Source organism: Micromonospora sp. NPDC053740, from assembly GCF_040677775.1.
Taxonomy (GTDB): domain Bacteria; phylum Actinomycetota; class Actinomycetes; order Mycobacteriales; family Micromonosporaceae; genus Micromonospora; species Micromonospora alfalfae.
This window is the reverse complement of sequence record NZ_JBFASO010000016.1, coordinates 1-17732: the sequence shown is the minus strand read 5'-3', so window position 1 is coordinate 17732 and position 17732 is coordinate 1. Positions and strand designations below refer to the sequence as shown.

17 protein-coding genes and 1 tRNA gene are annotated in these 17732 nt (G+C 72.4%); 12 read left to right on the top strand and 6 right to left on the bottom strand.

All coding sequences use genetic code 11. The features are described 5' to 3' along the window. Window positions 1-10 precede the first annotated feature (10 nt). From AB0K35_RS32170 to AB0K35_RS32145, 6 genes are all read left to right on the top strand, one after another. On the top strand, window positions 11-796 hold the full coding sequence (locus AB0K35_RS32170) for a DUF4129 domain-containing protein (RefSeq protein ID WP_238666672.1): 786 nt from the start codon (window positions 11-13) through the stop codon (window positions 794-796). After that, entirely contained in the window at window positions 793-1377 is a 585-nt protein-coding gene (locus tag AB0K35_RS32165) for a hypothetical protein (RefSeq protein ID WP_238666671.1), read from the top strand. Before AB0K35_RS32170 ends, AB0K35_RS32165 begins: the two co-directional genes overlap by 4 nt. Continuing rightward, window positions 1377-2384 carry a MoxR family ATPase gene (locus AB0K35_RS32160; protein ID WP_091394243.1) on the top strand — a complete coding sequence of 336 codons (1008 nt, stop codon included), beginning with the start codon at window positions 1377-1379 and terminating at the stop codon, window positions 2382-2384. The genes AB0K35_RS32165 and AB0K35_RS32160 overlap by 1 nt, the downstream gene beginning before the upstream one ends. Then, window positions 2384-3826 (top strand): DUF58 domain-containing protein, encoded by a 1443-nt coding sequence (locus tag AB0K35_RS32155; RefSeq protein ID WP_238666670.1) that lies wholly within the window; start codon window positions 2384-2386, stop codon window positions 3824-3826. Before AB0K35_RS32160 ends, AB0K35_RS32155 begins: the two co-directional genes overlap by 1 nt. A gap of 108 nt (window positions 3827-3934) precedes the next feature. Next, window positions 3935-4495 carry a hypothetical protein gene (locus AB0K35_RS32150; RefSeq protein ID WP_363890234.1) on the top strand — a complete coding sequence of 187 codons (561 nt, stop codon included), beginning with the start codon at window positions 3935-3937 and terminating at the stop codon, window positions 4493-4495. Between the two features lie 102 nt (window positions 4496-4597). Further along, complete coding sequence (locus tag AB0K35_RS32145; RefSeq protein WP_124857748.1) at window positions 4598-5929, top strand: NAD(P)/FAD-dependent oxidoreductase; 1332 nt, start codon at window positions 4598-4600, stop codon at window positions 5927-5929. 84 nt (window positions 5930-6013) lie between these two features. Here the strand turns inward: AB0K35_RS32145 and AB0K35_RS32140 are convergent, their stop codons facing one another. Then, a complete protein-coding gene (locus tag AB0K35_RS32140) occupies window positions 6014-7873 on the bottom strand; it encodes a hypothetical protein (RefSeq protein WP_363890231.1) in 1860 nt (619 codons plus the stop codon). 101 nt (window positions 7874-7974) lie between these two features. Between AB0K35_RS32140 and AB0K35_RS32135 the strand changes: the two genes are divergently transcribed. The 4 genes from AB0K35_RS32135 (at window position 7975) to AB0K35_RS32120 (ending at window position 10405) form a co-directional block, all read left to right on the top strand. Next, window positions 7975-8055 (top strand) — tRNA-Leu (locus AB0K35_RS32135). Between the two features lie 106 nt (window positions 8056-8161). Continuing rightward, window positions 8162-8977: a Bax inhibitor-1/YccA family protein gene (locus tag AB0K35_RS32130; RefSeq protein ID WP_363890228.1), complete on the top strand. Its 816-nt coding sequence runs from the start codon at window positions 8162-8164 to the stop codon at window positions 8975-8977. A gap of 301 nt (window positions 8978-9278) precedes the next feature. Further along, window positions 9279-10037, top strand: coding sequence for a Bax inhibitor-1/YccA family protein (locus tag AB0K35_RS32125; RefSeq protein ID WP_238666666.1), 759 nt, complete (start codon window positions 9279-9281; stop codon window positions 10035-10037). Between the two features lie 47 nt (window positions 10038-10084). Further along, window positions 10085-10405: a hypothetical protein gene (locus AB0K35_RS32120; protein WP_238666665.1), complete on the top strand. Its 321-nt coding sequence runs from the start codon at window positions 10085-10087 to the stop codon at window positions 10403-10405. Window positions 10406-10418: 13 nt separating this feature from the next. On the opposite strand, the gene AB0K35_RS32115 is transcribed toward AB0K35_RS32120, so the two are convergent. From AB0K35_RS32115 to AB0K35_RS32105, 3 genes are all read right to left on the bottom strand, one after another. Beyond that, window positions 10419-11681 carry an acetyl-CoA C-acetyltransferase gene (locus AB0K35_RS32115; protein ID WP_363890224.1) on the bottom strand — a complete coding sequence of 421 codons (1263 nt, stop codon included), beginning with the start codon at window positions 11679-11681 and terminating at the stop codon, window positions 10419-10421. Window positions 11682-11759: 78 nt separating this feature from the next. Further along, window positions 11760-12572 (bottom strand): SGNH/GDSL hydrolase family protein, encoded by an 813-nt coding sequence (locus tag AB0K35_RS32110; protein WP_238666663.1) that lies wholly within the window; start codon window positions 12570-12572, stop codon window positions 11760-11762. After that, window positions 12569-13618, bottom strand: a complete 1050-nt coding sequence (locus AB0K35_RS32105; RefSeq protein ID WP_238666662.1) for an SGNH/GDSL hydrolase family protein — start codon at window positions 13616-13618, stop codon at window positions 12569-12571. The genes AB0K35_RS32110 and AB0K35_RS32105 overlap by 4 nt, the downstream gene beginning before the upstream one ends. Window positions 13619-13768: 150 nt before the next feature. On the opposite strand from AB0K35_RS32105, the gene AB0K35_RS32100 reads away from it, so the two are divergent. Together AB0K35_RS32100 and AB0K35_RS32095 are read left to right on the top strand one after the other, a co-directional pair. Next, on the top strand, window positions 13769-14125 hold the full coding sequence (locus AB0K35_RS32100) for a YkvA family protein (RefSeq protein ID WP_363890221.1): 357 nt from the start codon (window positions 13769-13771) through the stop codon (window positions 14123-14125). 72 nt (window positions 14126-14197) lie between these two features. After that, window positions 14198-15568, top strand: coding sequence for a cystathionine beta-synthase (locus AB0K35_RS32095; protein WP_363890413.1), 1371 nt, complete (start codon window positions 14198-14200; stop codon window positions 15566-15568). A gap of 191 nt (window positions 15569-15759) precedes the next feature. Here AB0K35_RS32095 and AB0K35_RS32090 read toward each other — a convergent pair whose 3' ends face one another. Together AB0K35_RS32090 and AB0K35_RS32085 are read right to left on the bottom strand one after the other, a co-directional pair. Continuing rightward, a complete protein-coding gene (locus AB0K35_RS32090; RefSeq protein ID WP_238666661.1) occupies window positions 15760-16269 on the bottom strand; it encodes a GNAT family N-acetyltransferase in 510 nt (169 codons plus the stop codon). Then, the gene (locus AB0K35_RS32085) at window positions 16266-17195 is read right to left on the bottom strand and encodes a ribonuclease Z (RefSeq protein ID WP_363890218.1); all 930 of its coding nucleotides are present in this window, start codon (window positions 17193-17195) and stop codon (window positions 16266-16268) included. The genes AB0K35_RS32090 and AB0K35_RS32085 overlap by 4 nt, the downstream gene beginning before the upstream one ends. Window positions 17196-17732 lie beyond the last annotated feature (537 nt).

Below are 17732 nucleotides of genomic sequence, written 5' to 3'. Positions count from 1 at the left end.
GGTGGTGGCGATGACAGACGGAACACGCCCGCCCACACCGGTACAGTCCGCCGAGCCGGGTGTGCTGCGGCCGGTGTTGGGCCTGCTCCGCCGGTGGTGGCCGGTCGGCGCGGTCGCCGCACTGCTCGCCGGTGCCGCGTTGGCGTCCGCTCACTCGTCGATCGGGGCCAGTCGCATCCCGCCGGCCGCGGACAACGTTCCCTGGGTTCCCGAGTACCCGACCGTTGAGCCGTCACCGTCCATCCCGTTCGAGCCACGCGACGCCGGCGAGGCCACCCAGGCGCACATCCCGCAGTGGGTCGGCACCGTGGCGGTGGTCCTGCTCGGGCTGGCCATCCTCACCGCGCTCGGCTACCTCAGCTGGGTGCTGATCCGGGGCGCGCTGCGCCGTACCACCCGGGCGCTTCCTGCGCAGCGGGCCCGCCGTACCGCCGAGGGCACCGCCCGTGAGGTGGTCGCCGCCCTCGACGCCGGCCTGGTGGAACTCGACGACCGGGACACCGACCCCCGGGTGGCGGTGATCGCCTGCTGGGTGCGCCTGGAGGAGACGGCCGCCGCTGCCGGTGTGCCGAAGTTCGCCGGAGACACCCCCACCGACCTGGTCAGCCGACTGTTGCAGGGCGACCCGGGGGCGGGCGTGCCGGCCATCGCCAGCACCGACGTGCTGGCCGAGTTCGCGCACGTCTACCGGGAGGCCCGGTACGCCACCCACCCGGTCGGCGAACGCACCCGGGACCAGGCCCGCGCCGCGCTCGGCCGGCTGCGCGGAGAGCTCACCGCGGCGGTGGCCTCATGAGCAGCACCAGCATCGACGATCTGCTCGCGTTCGAGGAGGAGGCCGCGCCGGTCGGTCCGCAGGCGCGCCCGTCCCGATGGCGTCCGGTGCTGCGCTCGCTCGCGTGGGCCGCCGCGGTGGTCGCGGTCCTGCTGGTCGGCCTCCGCGCGGTGGGCCTCCAGGTCTCGCTGCCCGTACTGATCGCCGGGGTGCTCGCCGTGCTGGCGGTCCGCCGGGTCACCGCCCTGCTCGCGCCGCCACCCCCGCCGCCGCCGGCTCGCCGGGCCGGCGCGGGCGAAGAGGACGGCAACTACAACTGGGGCGCCCGGGACGCGCTGCGTGGCGCGATCAACCAGTGGGAACGGCCCCTGGACTGGTCCTCGAACCGAACCGAACGTTTCACCGAGGTGGTCCTTCCCCGGATCGGTGAACTGGCCGACGAGCGGATGCGGCTGAAGCACGGCGTCACCCGTGAGTCGGATCCCGCCCGCGCTCGCGTCCTGCTGGGTGACCGCCTGTGGACGTTCCTGGAGACCCCGCCTCGCCGCACCCCGTCGCCGCGCGACCTCGCGGTGATCGTCGCCGAACTGGAGAGCATCTGATGAACGACGTGGACCGGAGCATTGCCCCCGCCGAGGTCGGGCACCTGGCTCGGGCGGTCCTGGACGCGGTCGGCACCGTCGTGGTCGGCAAACGGGACGCGTTGGAGCTGGTCCTCGCCGGCATCCTCGCGGGCGGGCACGTGCTCCTGGAGGACCTGCCAGGCCTCGGTAAGACACTCACCGCCCGCTCGTTCGCCCAGGCCCTCGGGTTGGACTTCCGCCGGTTGCAGTTCACTCCCGACCTGCTCCCCGCCGACGTCACCGGCTCCTTCCTGTACGACCAGCGCAACGGCGACTTCACCTTCCGGGCCGGCCCGGTCTTCACCAACCTGCTCCTCGCCGACGAGATCAACCGGACGCCGCCGAAGACCCAGTCCGCGCTGCTGGAGGCGATGCAGGAGAAGCAGGTGTCGGTCGAGGGTGTGACCTACAAGCTCGACGAACCGTTCCACGTGCTGGCCACCGCCAACCCCATCGAGTACGAGGGCACCTACCCGCTGCCGGAGGCGCAGCTGGACCGGTTCCTGCTGCGGGTCTCGTTCGGTTACCCGCAGCACGAAGAGGAGTGGGAGGTGCTGCGCCGTCGGATGAGCCGTCGCCGGGAGGAGGCGGACATCAAGGCGGTTGTCGACGCGGCGACGCTGCGGGCCATGCAGGCCGCCCTGGAGGACGTGGTGGTGGAGGACTCCATCGGCCGCTACATCGTGTCGCTCACCGCTGCCACCCGGGAGCACCCGTCGGTGCTGGTCGGCGCCTCACCTCGCGGTTCGCTGGCGCTGCTGCTGCTGGCCCGGGTCCGCGCGGTGTTCGGCGGACGGGACTACGTGGTGCCGGAGGACGTCAAGTCGGTGGCGGCGCCCGCCCTGGCCCACCGGATCACCCTGCGCCCGGAGATGTGGTTGCGCCGGGTCGACCCGGCGTTCGTGGTGGGCGAGGTGCTGGAGGCGACTCCCGCCCCGGCCAGTGGCGCGCTGCCCAGCTACGCCGCCGGCGGGCCCCGGCACTGATGACCGGACCGACAGTGCCGACTGCCACCGAAGCGGAACCGGCTGCCGGCTGGGCGCCCACCCCGGCGCTCGGCCGCGCGGTGCTGCTCGCCGGCCTGCTGCTGGTGGCCGGGGTGCTGCTGGGCCGGGTGGACCTGATTGTGCTCGCCGCCCCGTTCGCGTTGGGCACCGCGTACGCGTTGCGCCGACGGCCCACGGCGCTGCCGCAGGTGTGGATCAGCCAGGCCGACGGTGGGCCGCTGGTCGAGGGCGGTGACGTGGCGGCGGCGGTGAGCGTCGGCAACCCGGACACTGTCGACTACGACCTGGTGGTGATGCGGACCCGCGTGTCGCCGTGGCTGCGCATCGACAGGGCCGGCTTCGCCCGCGACGAGGCCGTCGACGACGGGGGGCCGAGCGCCACCCCGGAAACCGGTGCGACGGCGCAGGGCGACGGCGGGCGTCGTTCCGTAGCGGACCGGCCGTTCGTGACCTCGGTGCCGATGGGCGCCGCCGTGGACCTGGAGCTGGCCGGCAAGGCCCTGCGCTGGGGCCGGCACCCGATCGGCCCCGCCGGTGCCCGGGTCGCCACCGCCGGGGGTCTGCTGGTCTCCCGGGCAGTGATCATCGAGCCGGTGCGGGTACGGGTGTATCCCCGTACCGAGCCGTTCGAGGCGGTCGAGGCGATGCCCCGCGCCGCCGGACTGGTCGGGGCGCACCACTCCCGCCGACCCGGAGAGGGCGGCGAGCTTGCCGGCGTACGCGTCTTCGCCCCCGGGGACCGGCTGCGCCGGATCGACTGGCGTGTCTCGTTGCGGGCCCGGCAGCTGCACGTGGCCGCCACCCTCTCCGACCGGGACGCGGAGGTGGTGGTGCTGCTCGACGTGCTCGCCGAGGCGGGCCGCTCCGGTGGGGTGGACGGCGCGGCGTCGGTGCTGGACACCACGGTCCGGGCCACCGCCGCGATCGCCGAGCACTACCTGCACCGTGGCGACCGGGTCTCGCTGCTGGAGTACGGGCCGGCGGCCCGTCGGCTCCGGCCGGCTGCCGGGCGGCGGCAGTACCTGACCGTCCTGGAGTGGTTGCTCGACGTCCGGGTCCACGCGTCCGCCCACGAACCGTACGACCAGGTCTTCGGCCCGCAGTTGCTCTCCTCGGACGCGTTGGTGGTGGTGCTCACCCCGCTGCTGGACGAACGGTCGGCGCAGATGCTCGCCCGGTTGGCCCGCGGTGGGCGGTTCGTGGTGGCGGTCGACACGCTGCCGGCCGACCTGGCGTCGCCGAAGGACCGGGGTTGGGCCGAGGTGGCGTACCGGCTGTGGCGTCTGGATCGGGAGATCATGATCGGCCAGCTCCGGGAGCACGGCGTACCTGTGGTGCGCTGGGCCGGTGCTGGCAGCCTGGACCAGGTGTTGCGGGACGTGGCCCGGTTGGCGACGGCCCCGAGGGTGGGTGGCCGGTGAGCGCGAGGAGTGAGCTTGCGAGCCCCGCAGTCGCGAACGGAAGGCGGGTGCGGTGAGCGCGAGGAGTGAGCTTGCGAGCCCCGCAGTCGCGAACGGAGGGCGGGTGCGGTGAGCGCTCTGGTGGAGCGGGTTCGGGCGGCGCAGTACGCCGTCGCTCGCGTCAGTGTGGCCCCGCTGCTGGTCCGGGCCGGGATCTTCGTCATCGTGTTTGCCGGGTTCGCCCTGGCGTTCCCCGCCGAGGTGCTTTCCGGTCGGCCGGTCTTCTTGCTGGCGATGGCGGCCCTGCTGCCCGCGTTCGGGCCGCGAAAGGTCTGGACGACCTTCACGGCGTTGGTCACAGTCGGCGGTTGGCTGCTCGCCACCGACGGGTACGGCCGTCCGGTCACGCTCTGGCGGCTGCTCGGCGTCGCGGCCCTGCTCTACCTGGGTCACACCCTGTGCGCGCTGGCCGCGCTGTTGCCCTATGACGCGATGGTGGACCCCGAGTTGATCACCCGGTGGTTGGCGCGGTCGGCCGCGGTGCTGTTGGGTTCCGCCGTGCTCGGCGTGCTGTTGTTGCAGGCGACGGGGACGGGTGGGGCCGCCGGATACCAGTGGGTGACAGTGCTGGGGCTGCTGGTGGCGGTGGGGGTGGCAGTGTTGCTGGGCTGGCTTCTGCGGCGTCGGTGACCACTGCGAGCCAAGGGTTACGCAGGTCACATGGGTTGTGCTCCGTCACAGATGGGGGGCGCGAGCGGGATTACCTGAGCCGGCCGGGGAAAGATAGACAACGTGAATCCGAAGCGGATCCTTGTGGTTGGTGCCGGGCACGTCGGTCTGTATGCGGCCCTGCGCCTGTCGAAGAAGCTCAGCTCCCGTGAGGCTGAGGTCATGGTGGTTGACCCCCAACCCCACATGACCTATCAGCCGTTCCTGCCCGAGGCTGCGGCGGGCAACATCTCCCCGCGGCACTCGGTGGTGCCGCTGCGGCGGGAGTTGCGCCGGTGCAAGATGGTGGCCGGCACGGTCACGCGGATCGAGCACGACCGCAAGGTGGCCACCGTGCAGCCGATCAGCGGCCCGGCCCGGGAGATCACCTACGACCACGTGATCGTGGCCCCGGGTTCGGTCTCCCGCACCCTGCCGATCCCCGGCCTGCACGAGCAGGGCATCGGGTTCAAGACCATCGGCGAGGCGATCTACCTGCGCAACCACGTGCTGGATCGGCTCGACGTGGCGGCCGCCACGCCGGATCCGGACGTCCGCCGTTCGGCGCTGACCTTCACCTTCGTCGGCGGTGGGTACGCCGGCATCGAGGCGCTCGCCGAGATGGAGGACATGGCTCGCGACGCCCTGCGTTACTACCCGGAGCTCAAGCAGGACGAGGTCCGCTGGGTGCTGGTCGAGGCCACCCAACGGGTGCTGCCCGAGGTCGACCGGGACATGGGTGCCTACACGGTGCAGCAGTTGCTGAAGCGCAACATGGACATCCGGCTGGACACCCGCCTGGAGTCCTGCGTCGACGGGGTGGTCAAGCTCTCCGACGGTGACAGCTTCCGCTCCGACACGATCGTCTGGACGGCCGGTGTGAAGCCGTCGCCGATGCTGGACTCGACCGACTTCCCGCGCGACGACCGTCGACGGATCACCTGCCTGCCCACGCTGCAGGTGGTCGACGGTGACCAGGTGCTTGAGGGTGCCTGGAGCGCCGGGGACTGCGCGGCCGTGCCGGACCTGACGAAGGAGCCGGGCAACTTCTGCTCGCCGAGCGCTCAGCACGCGGTGCGCCAGGCCGCCCGGATGGCCGACAACATCGCGGCGGTGATCCGGGGTCGCGAGCCGGTGAACTACAAGCACAAGCACGTGGGCAGCGTGGCGAGCCTCGGCCTGCACAAGGGCGTGGCCCAGGTGTACGGGATCAAGATGACCGGTTGGCCGGCCTGGGTGATGCACCGGACGTACCACATGAGCCGGATCCCGTCGTTCAACCGGAAGGTCCGCGTGGTGGTGGACTGGTCGTTGGCGTTCTTCCTCAAGCGCGAGGTGGTCGCCCTGGGTCAGTTGCACGACCCGCGTGAGGAGTTCGTCGAGGCATCCCAGCCCGTCGGCGCGCCCCGCGTCTGACCAGAAACCGACGCCAACCCCGTCGATCTTGCACTTCCGGCCTGTCCGGGCGGAAAGTGCAAGATCGGCGGGGTTTTCGTTGGTCTAGACCCGCCACGTCCAGGCGTCGGCGATGCGGGTGGCTGGGCCGTAGAGCTGTTCCAGGGTGGCGCGCAGGCTGTCCGCGTGGGGGGCGTCGTCGGTGAGCGCCACGCAGGAGGCGCCCCAGAAGTCCGCGTCGCGGACCGCCTGGCGGCGCTGCTCGTCGCCGATGGCCGGTTGGTCGCCACGGCGGGCGACGTCCGCCAGTAGCGCCGAGGTGGGCTGCTTGAAGGTGCCCATCGCCGCGCTGCCGCCCCTACCGTACGGGCCGATGAAGAAGCCTTCCGGCAGCCCGAAAGCGGCGTCGGCGGCGGTCGCCCAGCGCATCGGCCAGGGCTCCTTCGGGGTGGGCAGTGGCACCGGGACCAGCACCCCGCCCGGCGGTACGCACTGCCGCCAGTGGCCGCCGGTGATGAACTCCGGCACGGCGGGTCGTCCGGCGGTCGGCAGGGGGGTCGGGAAGACCGGCAGCAGCGCCACGCCGACGGCCAGGGGTACCAGCCGCCGCGCCCGGCCGGAGCTGCGCAGGGCCCGGTCGACAGCGAGCACCAGCAGCGTCGCGACGATCGGCAGCAACGCCAGCGCGAACCGCATCGGCAACGCCCCGTCCACCACCGGCAGCCCTCCGATCACCGCGTACGGGCCGGGGATCGCCGTCCTGGTGCCGCCGAGCACCACCTCCGGGCCGAGCGAGAGCGCCCCCATCACCAGGCCCGCCACGACGCAGGCGAAGACCAGCCGGCGTCGCCCGGCCCAGATCGCGCAGACCGCGGTGACCAGCAGCAGTGGCCAGCCGAGGAACGTGTTGTATTCGGCGGGGCCGGTGGTCAGCCGGGCGGATGCGTCGCTGCCGGCCACCGACAGCGGGGACAACGTCCACCAACTGCTCAGGTCGGCGGAGAAGTAGGCCGGGGTGAACATCCCGTCGGCGACTCCCTGTGGCCCGGCGAACTGGAACCACAGCGGATAGCCGAGCACCAGCAGGGCGAGCCCGCCGGCGATCGCCAACCCGCCGGCGAACCCGGGGAGCGCCCGGCGGGCCAGGTCCCGGTCCGACACGGCGTAGCTGACTGCCATCACCAGCAGCGTGATCGCGGCGAGGAAGAGCACCTCCTCGCCGATGAAGACCTGCGCGCTGACCGCGCCGGCCAGCCCGACCGCGGAGGTGAACATCCGCCGACGGTCCGGCCCGGTGGTGCGGGTACGGCCGGTCTCGTCGGGTGTCCCAGGCCCGGGGTCGGCCGCCCGCAGCAGCCGGACCACCAGCCAGACGATCACCGGCACCAGCCACTGAGCGGTCATGTGCAGGTGGCTGTTGGTCTGCGAGACCATGCCGGGCCCGAATCCACACAGCCCGCCGCCGAGCGCGGCGGCCACCCGGCGGGCGCGCAGCGTCCGGTGGAACAGCAGGTACCAGGCGAGTGCGGTGCCGGCGAGGTTGCCGGCTGCGAGCAGCGCGAAGGTGACAGGTGCGCCCAGCAGCAGGGTGACCGGCGAGAAGAGGACCCCGAGGGCGATCACAGTGGTGTTTGTCATCAGGTTCACGCCGTCGGGAGCGTTGAGCCGGTCGGTGAGCAGGTCGAAGTCGCCGAGCAACGCGCGGGCGTCCACCGCCAGGAACCACTCGTAGAGGGCCTGGTCCTCCGGGTTGAGCGCCAGGATTCGGGCGCCCGGGTCGGGCCACAGCCCGTGGGTGAGCCAGCCGGCCAGCACCGCGAAGAGCAGTGCGGCCAGCAGGTCCGCCCGGTGGCGGCGGATGGCGGCCAGCAGCCGGGTGGCCCGGGGTCGGCGGTTGACCTGATCGGCGAGGCGGAATGCCTGCTCAGGGGCGGCGTCGGGGGCCGTGGGGGCTGCGCTGCTCACGGCATCGACCCTAATGTGGCCAGGCCGGCGGGGTACGCCGGGTCGCCGCAGACCGGCTACGGTGACACTGCACCAGGCGTGTCGGCGCGCCGGTGCCACTCGCCCGGGTGGTGGAAAGGCAGACACGGCCGCCTTAAAAGCGGCTGCCGAAAGGCGTGCGGGTTCGACCCCCGCCCCGGGCACCGGTCGACTCACACATTCTCATTCGTGATCTCCAGGACTTGGCTCTGCCGTTTACTCTTGGAGGGCACGTTCACGTGCAAACGACCCCCTGAGGGAGGCCAGACAGTGAAGACCTCGAACCCGGTGCTCGCCCGGCTCGGCCAAGCGGCCGAGCGGGAGCGCTCCGCCGGGTACGCCCCGGCCGGGCCGTACGGACAGCCCGGCATTCCCCAGCAGTACCCGTCCCAGGCCGACTACCTGGCCGCGCCGCCGACCGTGGCACCGATGACCGTCGACGACGTGGTCGTCAAGACTGTCGCTCTGCTCGGCATTCTCGGCATCACCGCCGCGGCCGCCTGGGTGCTCGTGCCCGACGCGCTGGTCAGTACCGCCTGGGTCGGCGCGGCGGTGGTCGGCCTGGTGCTCGGCTTGATCATCTCGTTCTCCCGGATGGCCAACCCGGCGCTCGTGATCGCGTACGCGGTCGTCGAGGGTGTCTTCGTCGGCATGGTCAGCAAGGCGTTCGAGACTGCCTACGACGGCATCGTGCTCCAGGCCGCCGCAGCCAGCTTCGGGATCTTCTTCCTGATGGCGATGCTCTACCGGGCGAAGGTCATCCGGGCTACCCCGGCCTTCGTCAAGGGCATGATCGCCGTGATGGTCGGCCTCTTCGCTGTCATGATGATCAACCTGGTGTTGGCGCTGTTCGGCGTCAACACCGGCCTGCGCGACGGCAGCCCGCTCGCCATCGGCTTCAGCCTGGTCTGCATCGTGGTCGCCTCGCTGAGCTTCGTGCTCAGCTTCAAGGAGATCGAGGACGGCGTCCGGATGGGCCTGCCCCAGCGCTACTCCTGGGTGGCCGCGTTCGGCATCCTGGTCAGCCTGGTCTGGCTCTACATCGAGATCCTGCGCCTGCTGAGCTACTTCCAGGGCGACGACTGACCTCGTCCGCACTGCCGACCGGCGCCCGTCCCCACTCCGGTGGGGGCGGGCGCCGTCGTCCGCGCCGTTTGCCCGCCGCCGCCGGTCCGCCCGAGGCAGAGTGACTGCGAGGGCATGTGTCAAAGCCTCGGTCGAGCCGAGGCGGAGTCCAGGCGGCGGTCCGGCAAGGCGGGAATTGGCCCGGATACCGGTGTTGTATCCGGGCCAATTCCCAACGCGGCCGGTCGTCGTCTGGGCCCGTCGCAGGCCGGCCAGGGGCTTTGACACATGCCCTGGGGGTACGCGGGCGAAGGAGGCGGCGGTGCGCAGCAACAACCCGGTGCTCAACCGGCTGGACGAAACCGGCCGGGTGGAGGCCCGGGTGCTCGGCGCCCGTGACGTCGAGCCGATGACAGTCGACGACGTGGTGGTCCGTACCGTCGGGTTGCTGCTGGTGACCGGCGTGGCCGCGGCGGTGTCCTGGGCGGTGATCCCCGACGCGGTGTGGCTGGGCGCCGCGCTGGCGGGCAGCGCGCTCGCCTCGATCGCGCTGGTCCTGGTCATCTCGTTGCGAGCGATCACCAACCCGGTGCCGATCGTCGGCTACGCCATCCTCCAGGGGCTGCTGCTGGGGGTGGCGAGCCGCACCTTCGAGCAGGTCTATCCGGGCATCGTGGTGCAGGCGGTGGCCGGCACCTTCGGCGTGTTCCTCGGCATGGCGGCGCTCTACCGGGCCCGGGTGATCCGGGCGACGCCCCGCCTGGCCCGCCTGGTGATCGGCACCCTGCTCGGCATCGCCGTGCTCAGCGTGGTCAACCTGGTGTCGTACCTGATCAGCGGGCGGCCGGGCCTGGCGGGCTACAGCGTCAGCGGGGAGGTCGGCTGGCTGCCGTACGCCTTCTCGGTGGTGGCCATCATCGCCGGGGCGTTCAGCTTCATCCTCGACTTCGATCTCGTCGAGCGCTCGGTGCGGGACGGCCGGGCCCGTCGGTACGCGTGGCTGAGCGCGTTCGGCCTGCTCACCGGGTTGGTCTTTCTCTACTGGCAGTTGCTGCGGCTGCTCAGTTACCTGCGCCGCTGACCGGGCCGACCCGGGCGCGGCCGGTGTCGGCCGTAGACTCGGCGGCGATGAGCGCAGCGGAGTTGGACAAGGCCGTGCAGTTGCTGGTGCGTCAGATCGCGCACTGGCAGCAGCCCCGGTGGGCGGCGGTGGCGACCGTCGGCAACGTGTCCCGCGCCGACCTGGTGCACCGCTTGGTGCAGGAGGTCGCCAACCTGGCCGCCGACGCCGAGGGGGAGCCCCGTCGGGTGGTGCCCCGGCTCGACAACGACCTGGCCCTACCCGATCAGTTGCGGGTGGTCACGGCGGACCTGCTGGCCGCCGACCCGGGGGCCGAGGCGCTGGCCCGGGCCGCCGCCGAGGTGACGGCGACCCGCAGCGCGCTCTGAAAGGCGGGGCAGCTCAGCTGAGCCGTTCCAGCACCATGGCCATGCCCTGGCCACCGCCCACGCACATGGTTTCCAGACCGATGGTCTTGTCGTGCCACTCCAGCGCGTTGAGCAGGGTGCCGGTGATCCGGGCGCCGGTCATGCCGAACGGGTGGCCGACAGCGATGGCCCCACCCATCACGTTCAGCTTCTCCTCCGGGATGCCCAGCTCGCGGTAGGAGGGGATGACCTGCGCGGCGAACGCCTCGTTGATCTCGACGAGGTCGACGTCGTCGATGGTCATGCCGGCTCGGCGCAGCGCCTGCCGGGACGCCTCGACCGGCCCGAGACCCATGATCTCCGGCGACAGGGCTGTCACACCGGTCGAGACGATCCGGGCCAGCGGGGTGAGCCCGAGTTCCTCGGCCCGCTGGGCGCTCATCACCACCACGGCGGCGGCCCCGTCGTTGAGCGGGCAGCAGTTGCCGGCGGTGATTCGACCGTCCGGGCGGAACACCGGCTTCAGCCCGGCGACCGCGTCGAGCGTGACGCCGGCCCGGGGCCCGTCGTCGGTGCTCACCACCGTGCCGTCCGGCGTGGTGACCGCTGTGATCTCCCGGGCCCAGAAACCGTCGGTGATGGCCTTCTCGGCGAGGTTCTGGCTGCGTACGCCGAACTCGTCCATGTCGGCGCGGGTGACGTCGTGCACCTGGGCCAGGTTCTCCGCGGTCTGCCCCATGGTCAGGTAGATGTCGGGCAGCTCGCCGGCCTCACGCGGGTCGGTCCACACCTCGGCGCCGCCCTGCGCGCGGCGCTTCGAGCGCTCGCCGGCCGGCCCGAACCGGGGGTTCTCCCAGCCGCCGCCAACCAGTGCCTGCGCCTCGGGCGGCAGCCCGTCGGAGCTGCCCCGGGCGTAGCGGGAGACCATCTCCACCCCGGCGGAGACGAACACATCGCCCTCGCCGGCCCGGATGGCGTGCATCGCCATCCGGGTGGTCTGCAACGAGGAGGCGCAGTAGCGGGTCAGTGTGGCCCCGGGGACAGTGTCCAGACCGAGGAGGGTGGACACCACCCGGGCCATGTTGAAGCCCTGCTCGCCGCCGGGCAGGCCGCAGCCGAGGTAGAGGTCGTCGATCGTTGTCGGATCGAGCGCGGGGATCTTGTCCAGCGCGGCCTGGACGATTGTCGCGGCGAGGTCGTCGGAGCGGACGTCGCGCAGGGAACCCTTGTGCGCCCGGCCGATGGGGGAGCGGGCGGTGGCGACGATGACGGCGTCGCGGGACGACTCAATCGGCATGGACCAACGTTAACCCGCCGGTAACATGGCGCGGAAGAAGCCGGCGCGGCGGGAAATGTCACCCTGGCCGGGGGCGATCTAGCGCCGGGTCGTGGCCGCCGCCGCGGCGACGATGGCGGGCAGCAGCGCGTGCGCCCACACCCGGTAGCCGTCGGCGGAGGGGTGGAAGCCGTCCTGGCAGAGCGTCCCGGCGTCGGCCCGGAACACCGGCCCGGTCTCGGTGGCCAGGTCGACCACCGCGCCCCCCGCCTCCAGCACGGCAGTGGTCTGCGCGCGGGCCACCCGACGCCCGGACCAGCCGACCACCTGCCGCAGCGGCGGCGCGATGGCACGTACGGCCCCGAGGTCCGGGCAGGTGCCCACCACCACCTCGACGCGCGCCTCGCGCAGGCGGTGCACCGCCGCGCCGAGGTAGGCCGCCGCGTCGGAGGGTCGGCGCAGCCCGGTGGCGTCGTTCGCGCCGATCAGGATCAACGCCACGTCGGGCCGCTCGCCGAGCAGGGCCCGGGCCACCTGGGTGGCGAGGTCCGTCGAGCGGGAGCCGGAGACGCCGACGCTGGACAGGTGCACCCGGCGGCCGGCCGGGCCCTCGGCGAGCAGGTTGGCCAACTGCCCGCCGATGGTGTCCTCCAGACGGTCGACACCGACTCCCAGTGCCGACGAGTCGCCGAGCAACACCAGTCGCAGCGGGGAAGCGCCCGCCCGGCCGACAGTGGCGCGCAGGGCAAGGCCGAGCTCCGGTTCGGCGTAGCGTCGGTGCCGGGCGATGAACGCCTCACCTGCGAGGACGGCGGCGCCCCCGACAGTGCCGGCGAACAGCGAGATCGCCGCCGCCCGACCCAGTCGGCCGGCGAGGCCGGAGGTCACGCTCCGTGCGCTGCGCTCGTTCATGCCAGTCCCTCCACTGTCGAGGTGTCCGAGGCGGACCCGTGCTGCGGCACCGCGCCGACACCGAAGAACGCCCGTCGGCGTAGCTGCGCCCAACGGCCGGCCGGCCCTCGGTCGCGGCCCCGGACCTGGACGCCGCTGACCTCCGTGCCGGCGTGTCGAGCCGCCTCCTGCGCGGCCTTCGGCAGCGACCGTACGCCGTCGGCGCGCGTCGGTGTGGCCCGTCGTTCCGGCGTCGCGCCGAGGGCGGAAAGCATCGTCGGCAGGAGCGCGGCGGCGGCCATCGCGTACCCCTCGGCGGAGGGGTGGAACCGGTCCCAGGCGAACATCCGGGTCGGCTCGGCCGCGAACCGGGGGCCGAGCAGGTCACCGAGGGAGACCGTCCACCCACCCGCCTCGACCACCGCCACCGTCTGGGCGGCCGCGAGCTGGCGGCTCCAGCGGTGCGCCAGCCAGCGCAGAGGCGGCTGGATCGGGCGGATCGCGCCCAGGTCGGGGCAGGTGCCGACGACCACCTCGCACCCCTCGTCACGCAGGGAGTGCACCGCCTCGACCAGGTAGCGCACCGCCAGACCGCGCGGGGTGCGGTTGGTGATGTCGTTGCCGCCGATGAGGATCACCGCGATGTCGGGTCGGCACTCCAGCGCCGCCTCCACCTGGTGGCGCAGCGCCGCCGAGATGGCACCGACCACCGCGAAGCGGTGCAGCTGCACCGGCCGGTGCAGTCGACGGGACAGGCCGGTGGCGAGCAGCGCCCCGGGCGTCTCCCGACGGCGGTGCACCCCGTAGCCGGCCGCCGACGAGTCACCGAGCACGACCATGGTCAGCGCCGGACCGGGAAACTTCGCGCCGTACATCCCATCGCAGCGGGGCGGCGGCGCCTCGGCCATCGGGATGGTCCGTCGAGCCTGGCGGGCCTGGCCGACCAGCACCCCGCCGGTCGCCACAGCGGCCGCCGCTGTGGCGCCGGTCCCGATAGCGGCCAGCAGGGCGACGCGCCTGGCCTGCCGCCAGCGCTCATCGGGTACGACGAAACCTGCCACCCCCATATCTCGACATTATCGCGCTGGCCCGACACACCGCTGTCGTCGTGACGGCACCCGGGTGCCTGGAAACCGACGCGACGGGGTACCTGGGTTCCAGAGGCCGGCCGACTTGCGCCGACCCGCCACGCTGATCCGGCGGAGAGGAGCGCGACGATGGGTAAGACACTGAAGCGCAGCGCGGCGTTCACGGCCCTGGCGCGGGCCCTGGCGGCCGGGGCGCGCAACGGGCCGTCGATCGGCACGCGGTTGGCCGCGCTGCCCCGGATGATTCGAGCCACCACCAAGGGGGAGTACGACGGCGGCCTTCGGCTGGCCCTGATGACCGCGGCGACCGCGTACATCGTCTCGCCGATCGACCTGCTTCCGGAGATCCCGCTGGCGATCTTCGGGCTGGCCGACGACGCGGTAATGGTCACCTGGTTGGCCGGCAGCGTGCTCGCCGAGACCGACAGGTTCCTGGAGTGGGAGGCCCGCCGTAGCTCGGTCATCCCCGAGGGGTTGGTGCCCTGACGACACGTACGCTGGGCGGTGAGCGAACGTCTTCCTGGCCGCCACCGTCGGCGCCGCAACGAAGGGCACACCGTGCAGTACTACGACAACGTCGTCGACATGATCGGAAACACCCCGCTGGTGCGTCTGCGTAACGTCACCGAGGGCATCCAGGCCACCGTGCTGGCCAAGGTGGAGTACGTCAACCCGGGCGGCTCGGTGAAGGACCGGATCGCGCTGCGGATGGTGGAGGACGCCGAGGCCGCCGGCCTACTCAAGCCCGGCGGCACCATCGTCGAGCCGACCAGCGGCAACACCGGCGTCGGGTTGGCCCTGGTGGCCCAGCTCAAGGGCTACAAGTGCGTCTTCGTCTGCCCCGACAAGGTCAGCCAGGACAAGCAGGACGTGCTCCGGGCGTACGGCGCCGAGGTGGTGGTCTGCCCGACCGCCGTCGCGCCGGAGGACCCGCGCTCGTACTACAACGTCTCCGACCGGCTGACCCGGGAGATTCCCGGCGCCTGGAAGCCCAACCAGTACAGCAACCCGGCCAACCCGCGCTCGCACTACGAGACGACCGGCCCGGAGCTGTGGAAGCAGACCGAGGGCGGGCTCACCCACTTCGTGACCGGCGTCGGCACCGGCGGCACCATCTCCGGCATCGGCAGGTACCTCAAGGAGGCGTCCGACGGCCGGGTGCGCGTCGTCGGGGCCGACCCGGAGGGCTCTGTCTACTCCGGCGGCACTGGCCGCCCGTACCTGGTGGAGGGCGTCGGCGAGGACTTCTGGCCGGAGACGTACGACCGGGGTGTCGCCGACGAGATCGTGGAGGTCTCCGACAAGGCGTCCTTCGAGATGACCCGGCGACTGGCCCGCGAGGAGGGGCTGCTGGTCGGCGGTTCCTGCGGAATGGCTGTGGTCGCCGCCCTGGAGGTCGCCCGCCGGGCCGGCCCGGACGACGTGGTGGTGGTGCTGCTGCCCGACGGCGGTCGTGGCTACCTCTCCAAGATCTTCAACGACTCGTGGATGGCCCGGTACGGTTTCCTCGACAACTCGGGCGCGGAGCCGACGGTGGCCGACGCACTGGCCAGCAAGCCGGGCGGGCTGCCCGAGCTGGTGCACGTGCACCCGACCGAGACCGTCCGCGACGCGATCGACTACATGCGCGAGTACGGCGTCTCGCAGCTGCCGGTGCTCAAGGCCGAGCCGCCCGTGGTGACCGGTGAGGTCGCCGGCTCGATCGCCGAACGGGACCTGCTCGACGCGCTGTTCACCGGCCAGGCCCACCTGCACGACACGATCGAGCGGCACATGGGCGACCCGCTGCCGATGATCGGTGGTGGTCAGCCGGTGAGCGAGGCGGTCGGCATGCTGGAGAAGTCCGACGCAGCCCTGGTCCTGGTCGACGGCAAGCCCAAGGGCGTCCTGACCCGCCAGGACCTCCTGTCCCACCTAGGCGCCCACTAACCCCCCCGCTCCCCGTCCTCGCCCCCCGCCCCCCGTCCCGTCCCGTCGATCTTGCACTTACTGTCGCCTGAATGTCGTTACTGCAGCGTTTTGTCCCGACAGAAAGTGCAAGATCGGCGAGGTGGGGGTGGAGCGAGGCGGGGTGGGGGCGGAGCGAGGCGGGGTGGGGCGGAGCGGGGCGGGGTGGGCGGTTAGAGGGGGCGGGCGTAGCGGAGTTGTCGGGTCGGGGCCGACCCGATCGCCTCGTCGCGTTCGTCGCCGGTGGGGGTCCAGCCGCCGCGCTCATAGAACGAGCGGGCGTGGGCGTTGTCCCGCAGCACCCACAGCACGGCACGCCGCCAGCCCTGCGCCCGCATGGCTTCCAGGGCGTCCACCATCAGGGTGCGACCGACGCCGCGGCCCTGCTCGGCAGGGTCGAGGTGGATCGCGTTGAGCAGTCCGGTGGCGGGGTCGTCCTCGTCGTCCGGGCCCAGGTGGCTGAACCCGACCAACGCCCCGGCCCGCTCGGCCACTGTCATCCGGTGGGTGTCCCGCTCCCAGATCCACCGCTCGACCCAGTACCGTCCCATCGCCTCCGGTGTCGGGTCGGCCAGCGCCTCGGCCGGCAGGAAGGCGGAGTACGCGGCGACCCGGGAGCGCTGGTGCAGGGCACCCACCGCCATCAGGTCGCCTTCGGTCGCTGGGCGGAGCGTGACGGTCACCCGGCCGAGGCTACCCGGCGCGGGGGAAGCTGCACCGTGGTCAGATCCTCGGCGATGATCAGTTCGCCGTCGAAGTGCGCGCGCGCCTCGTCGTGGAACCGGCGCGGGTCGGGGTAGCGCTGGGAGAAGTGGGTGAGCACGAGTCGGCGTACCCCGGACTCGGTGGCCACCCGGGCGGCCTGCGCCGCGGTCAGGTGGCCGACCTCGGCGGCGAGCGCGGCCTCCGACTCCAGGAACGTCGACTCGATGACCAGCAGGTCGGCGTGCTCGGCGAGGGCGTACACCCCGTCGCAGAGCCCGGTGTCCATCACGAACGCGAACCGCTGCCCCGGCCGGGGCACGCTCACCTCGTCCCGGGCGACGCGGCGTCCGTCGAGGTCCAGGTGCCCGACGCGGATCAGCTCGCCGACGGCCGGCCCGGTGATGCCGTACGCGGCCAGCTTCTCCGGCAGCATCCGGTGCCCGTCCGGCTCGACCAGCCGGTAGCCGTACGTCTCGATGGGGTGCCGGAGCCGGCGTGCCTCCAGCGTGCCGCAGCGCAGGGCGATCCGTTGCCCGTCCGCCTCGATGGGCTCGACCCGCAGTTCGGCGGTCTCGTAGAACGAGGTGGCGTACCGCAGTCGGGCGAAGTATTCGGCGCCGCCGGCGGGAAAGTGCACGGCGACCGGGTGCGCCACCCGGTCCAGGGAGAGCCGCTGGATGGTGCCGGGCAGGCCCAGGCAGTGGTCGCCGTGGAAGTGGGTGACGCAGATCCGGGTCAGGTCGGTGGCGGTGACAGTGGTGTGCAGGAGTTGGCGCTGGCTGCCCTCACCCGGGTCGAAGAGGATCACCTCGTCGTCCCAACGCAGCACGTACCCGTTGTGGTTGCGCTGACGGGTCGGCGCCTGGCTGGCCGTCCCCAGCACCACCAGCTCACGCATTGACATCGCCACTCCTGCGGATATGGAGCGACCCCCGGGGCGCTCCGCGCATGTGCGCGGGCCGGCTGGACTTGGCCGGCACCCCGGGGGTCGGGTGGCTGTCGTGGATTCGCCGCACCGCTGCCACACGGTCTCGACGATGGTGCTTTTTGCCCGCCTCGCGACGAGCCGATCACTGTCGAGGACAGCGGCTAGCTGACAGCCACCTCACGAGTCCGATTGCTATACAAGTCTGGACCACCTCCTTTCACGTGTACGGCCACGTTATCGAGTTCTCGTCGGGCTCGGCAACGGATTTCGATCACAGGGCCGAACGGGAATGCCCGGCCACCTCCTGACGTGGTCGGGCGGCGGTGGCTCAGGTGGCGAAGGTCGGGTCGGCAGCGGGGGCCGCAGAGCCGTGGGGGGGGGGGGGGGGGCCCCCCCCCCCCCGGGGGGGGGGGGGGGGGGGGGGGGGGGGGCCCGGCGCCCCCGCGGGGGGGGGCCGCGCCCCGGCGGCGGGGGGGGGGGAGTAAAGATGGGAGTGTGGGGATGGGGAGACGA

Bases quoted from the DNA above. Each gene is read 5' to 3' on its own strand.
- AB0K35_RS32170 (WP_238666672.1), top strand. From the start codon at position 11: ATGACAGACGGAACACGCCCGCCCACACCGGTACAGTCCGCCGAGCCG.
- AB0K35_RS32165 (WP_238666671.1), top strand. From the start codon at position 793: ATGAGCAGCACCAGCATCGACGATCTGCTCGCGTTCGAGGAGGAGGCC.
- AB0K35_RS32160 (WP_091394243.1), top strand. From the start codon at position 1,377: ATGAACGACGTGGACCGGAGCATTGCCCCCGCCGAGGTCGGGCACCTG.
- AB0K35_RS32155 (WP_238666670.1), top strand. From the start codon at position 2,384: ATGACCGGACCGACAGTGCCGACTGCCACCGAAGCGGAACCGGCTGCC.
- AB0K35_RS32120 (WP_238666665.1), top strand. From the start codon at position 10,085: ATGAGCGCAGCGGAGTTGGACAAGGCCGTGCAGTTGCTGGTGCGTCAG.
- AB0K35_RS32115 (WP_363890224.1), bottom strand. From the start codon at position 11,681: ATGCCGATTGAGTCGTCCCGCGACGCCGTCATCGTCGCCACCGCCCGC.
- AB0K35_RS32110 (WP_238666663.1), bottom strand. From the start codon at position 12,572: ATGAACGAGCGCAGCGCACGGAGCGTGACCTCCGGCCTCGCCGGCCGA.
- AB0K35_RS32105 (WP_238666662.1), bottom strand. From the start codon at position 13,618: ATGGGGGTGGCAGGTTTCGTCGTACCCGATGAGCGCTGGCGGCAGGCC.
- AB0K35_RS32100 (WP_363890221.1), top strand. From the start codon at position 13,769: ATGGGTAAGACACTGAAGCGCAGCGCGGCGTTCACGGCCCTGGCGCGG.
- AB0K35_RS32085 (WP_363890218.1), bottom strand. From the start codon at position 17,195: ATGTCAATGCGTGAGCTGGTGGTGCTGGGGACGGCCAGCCAGGCGCCG.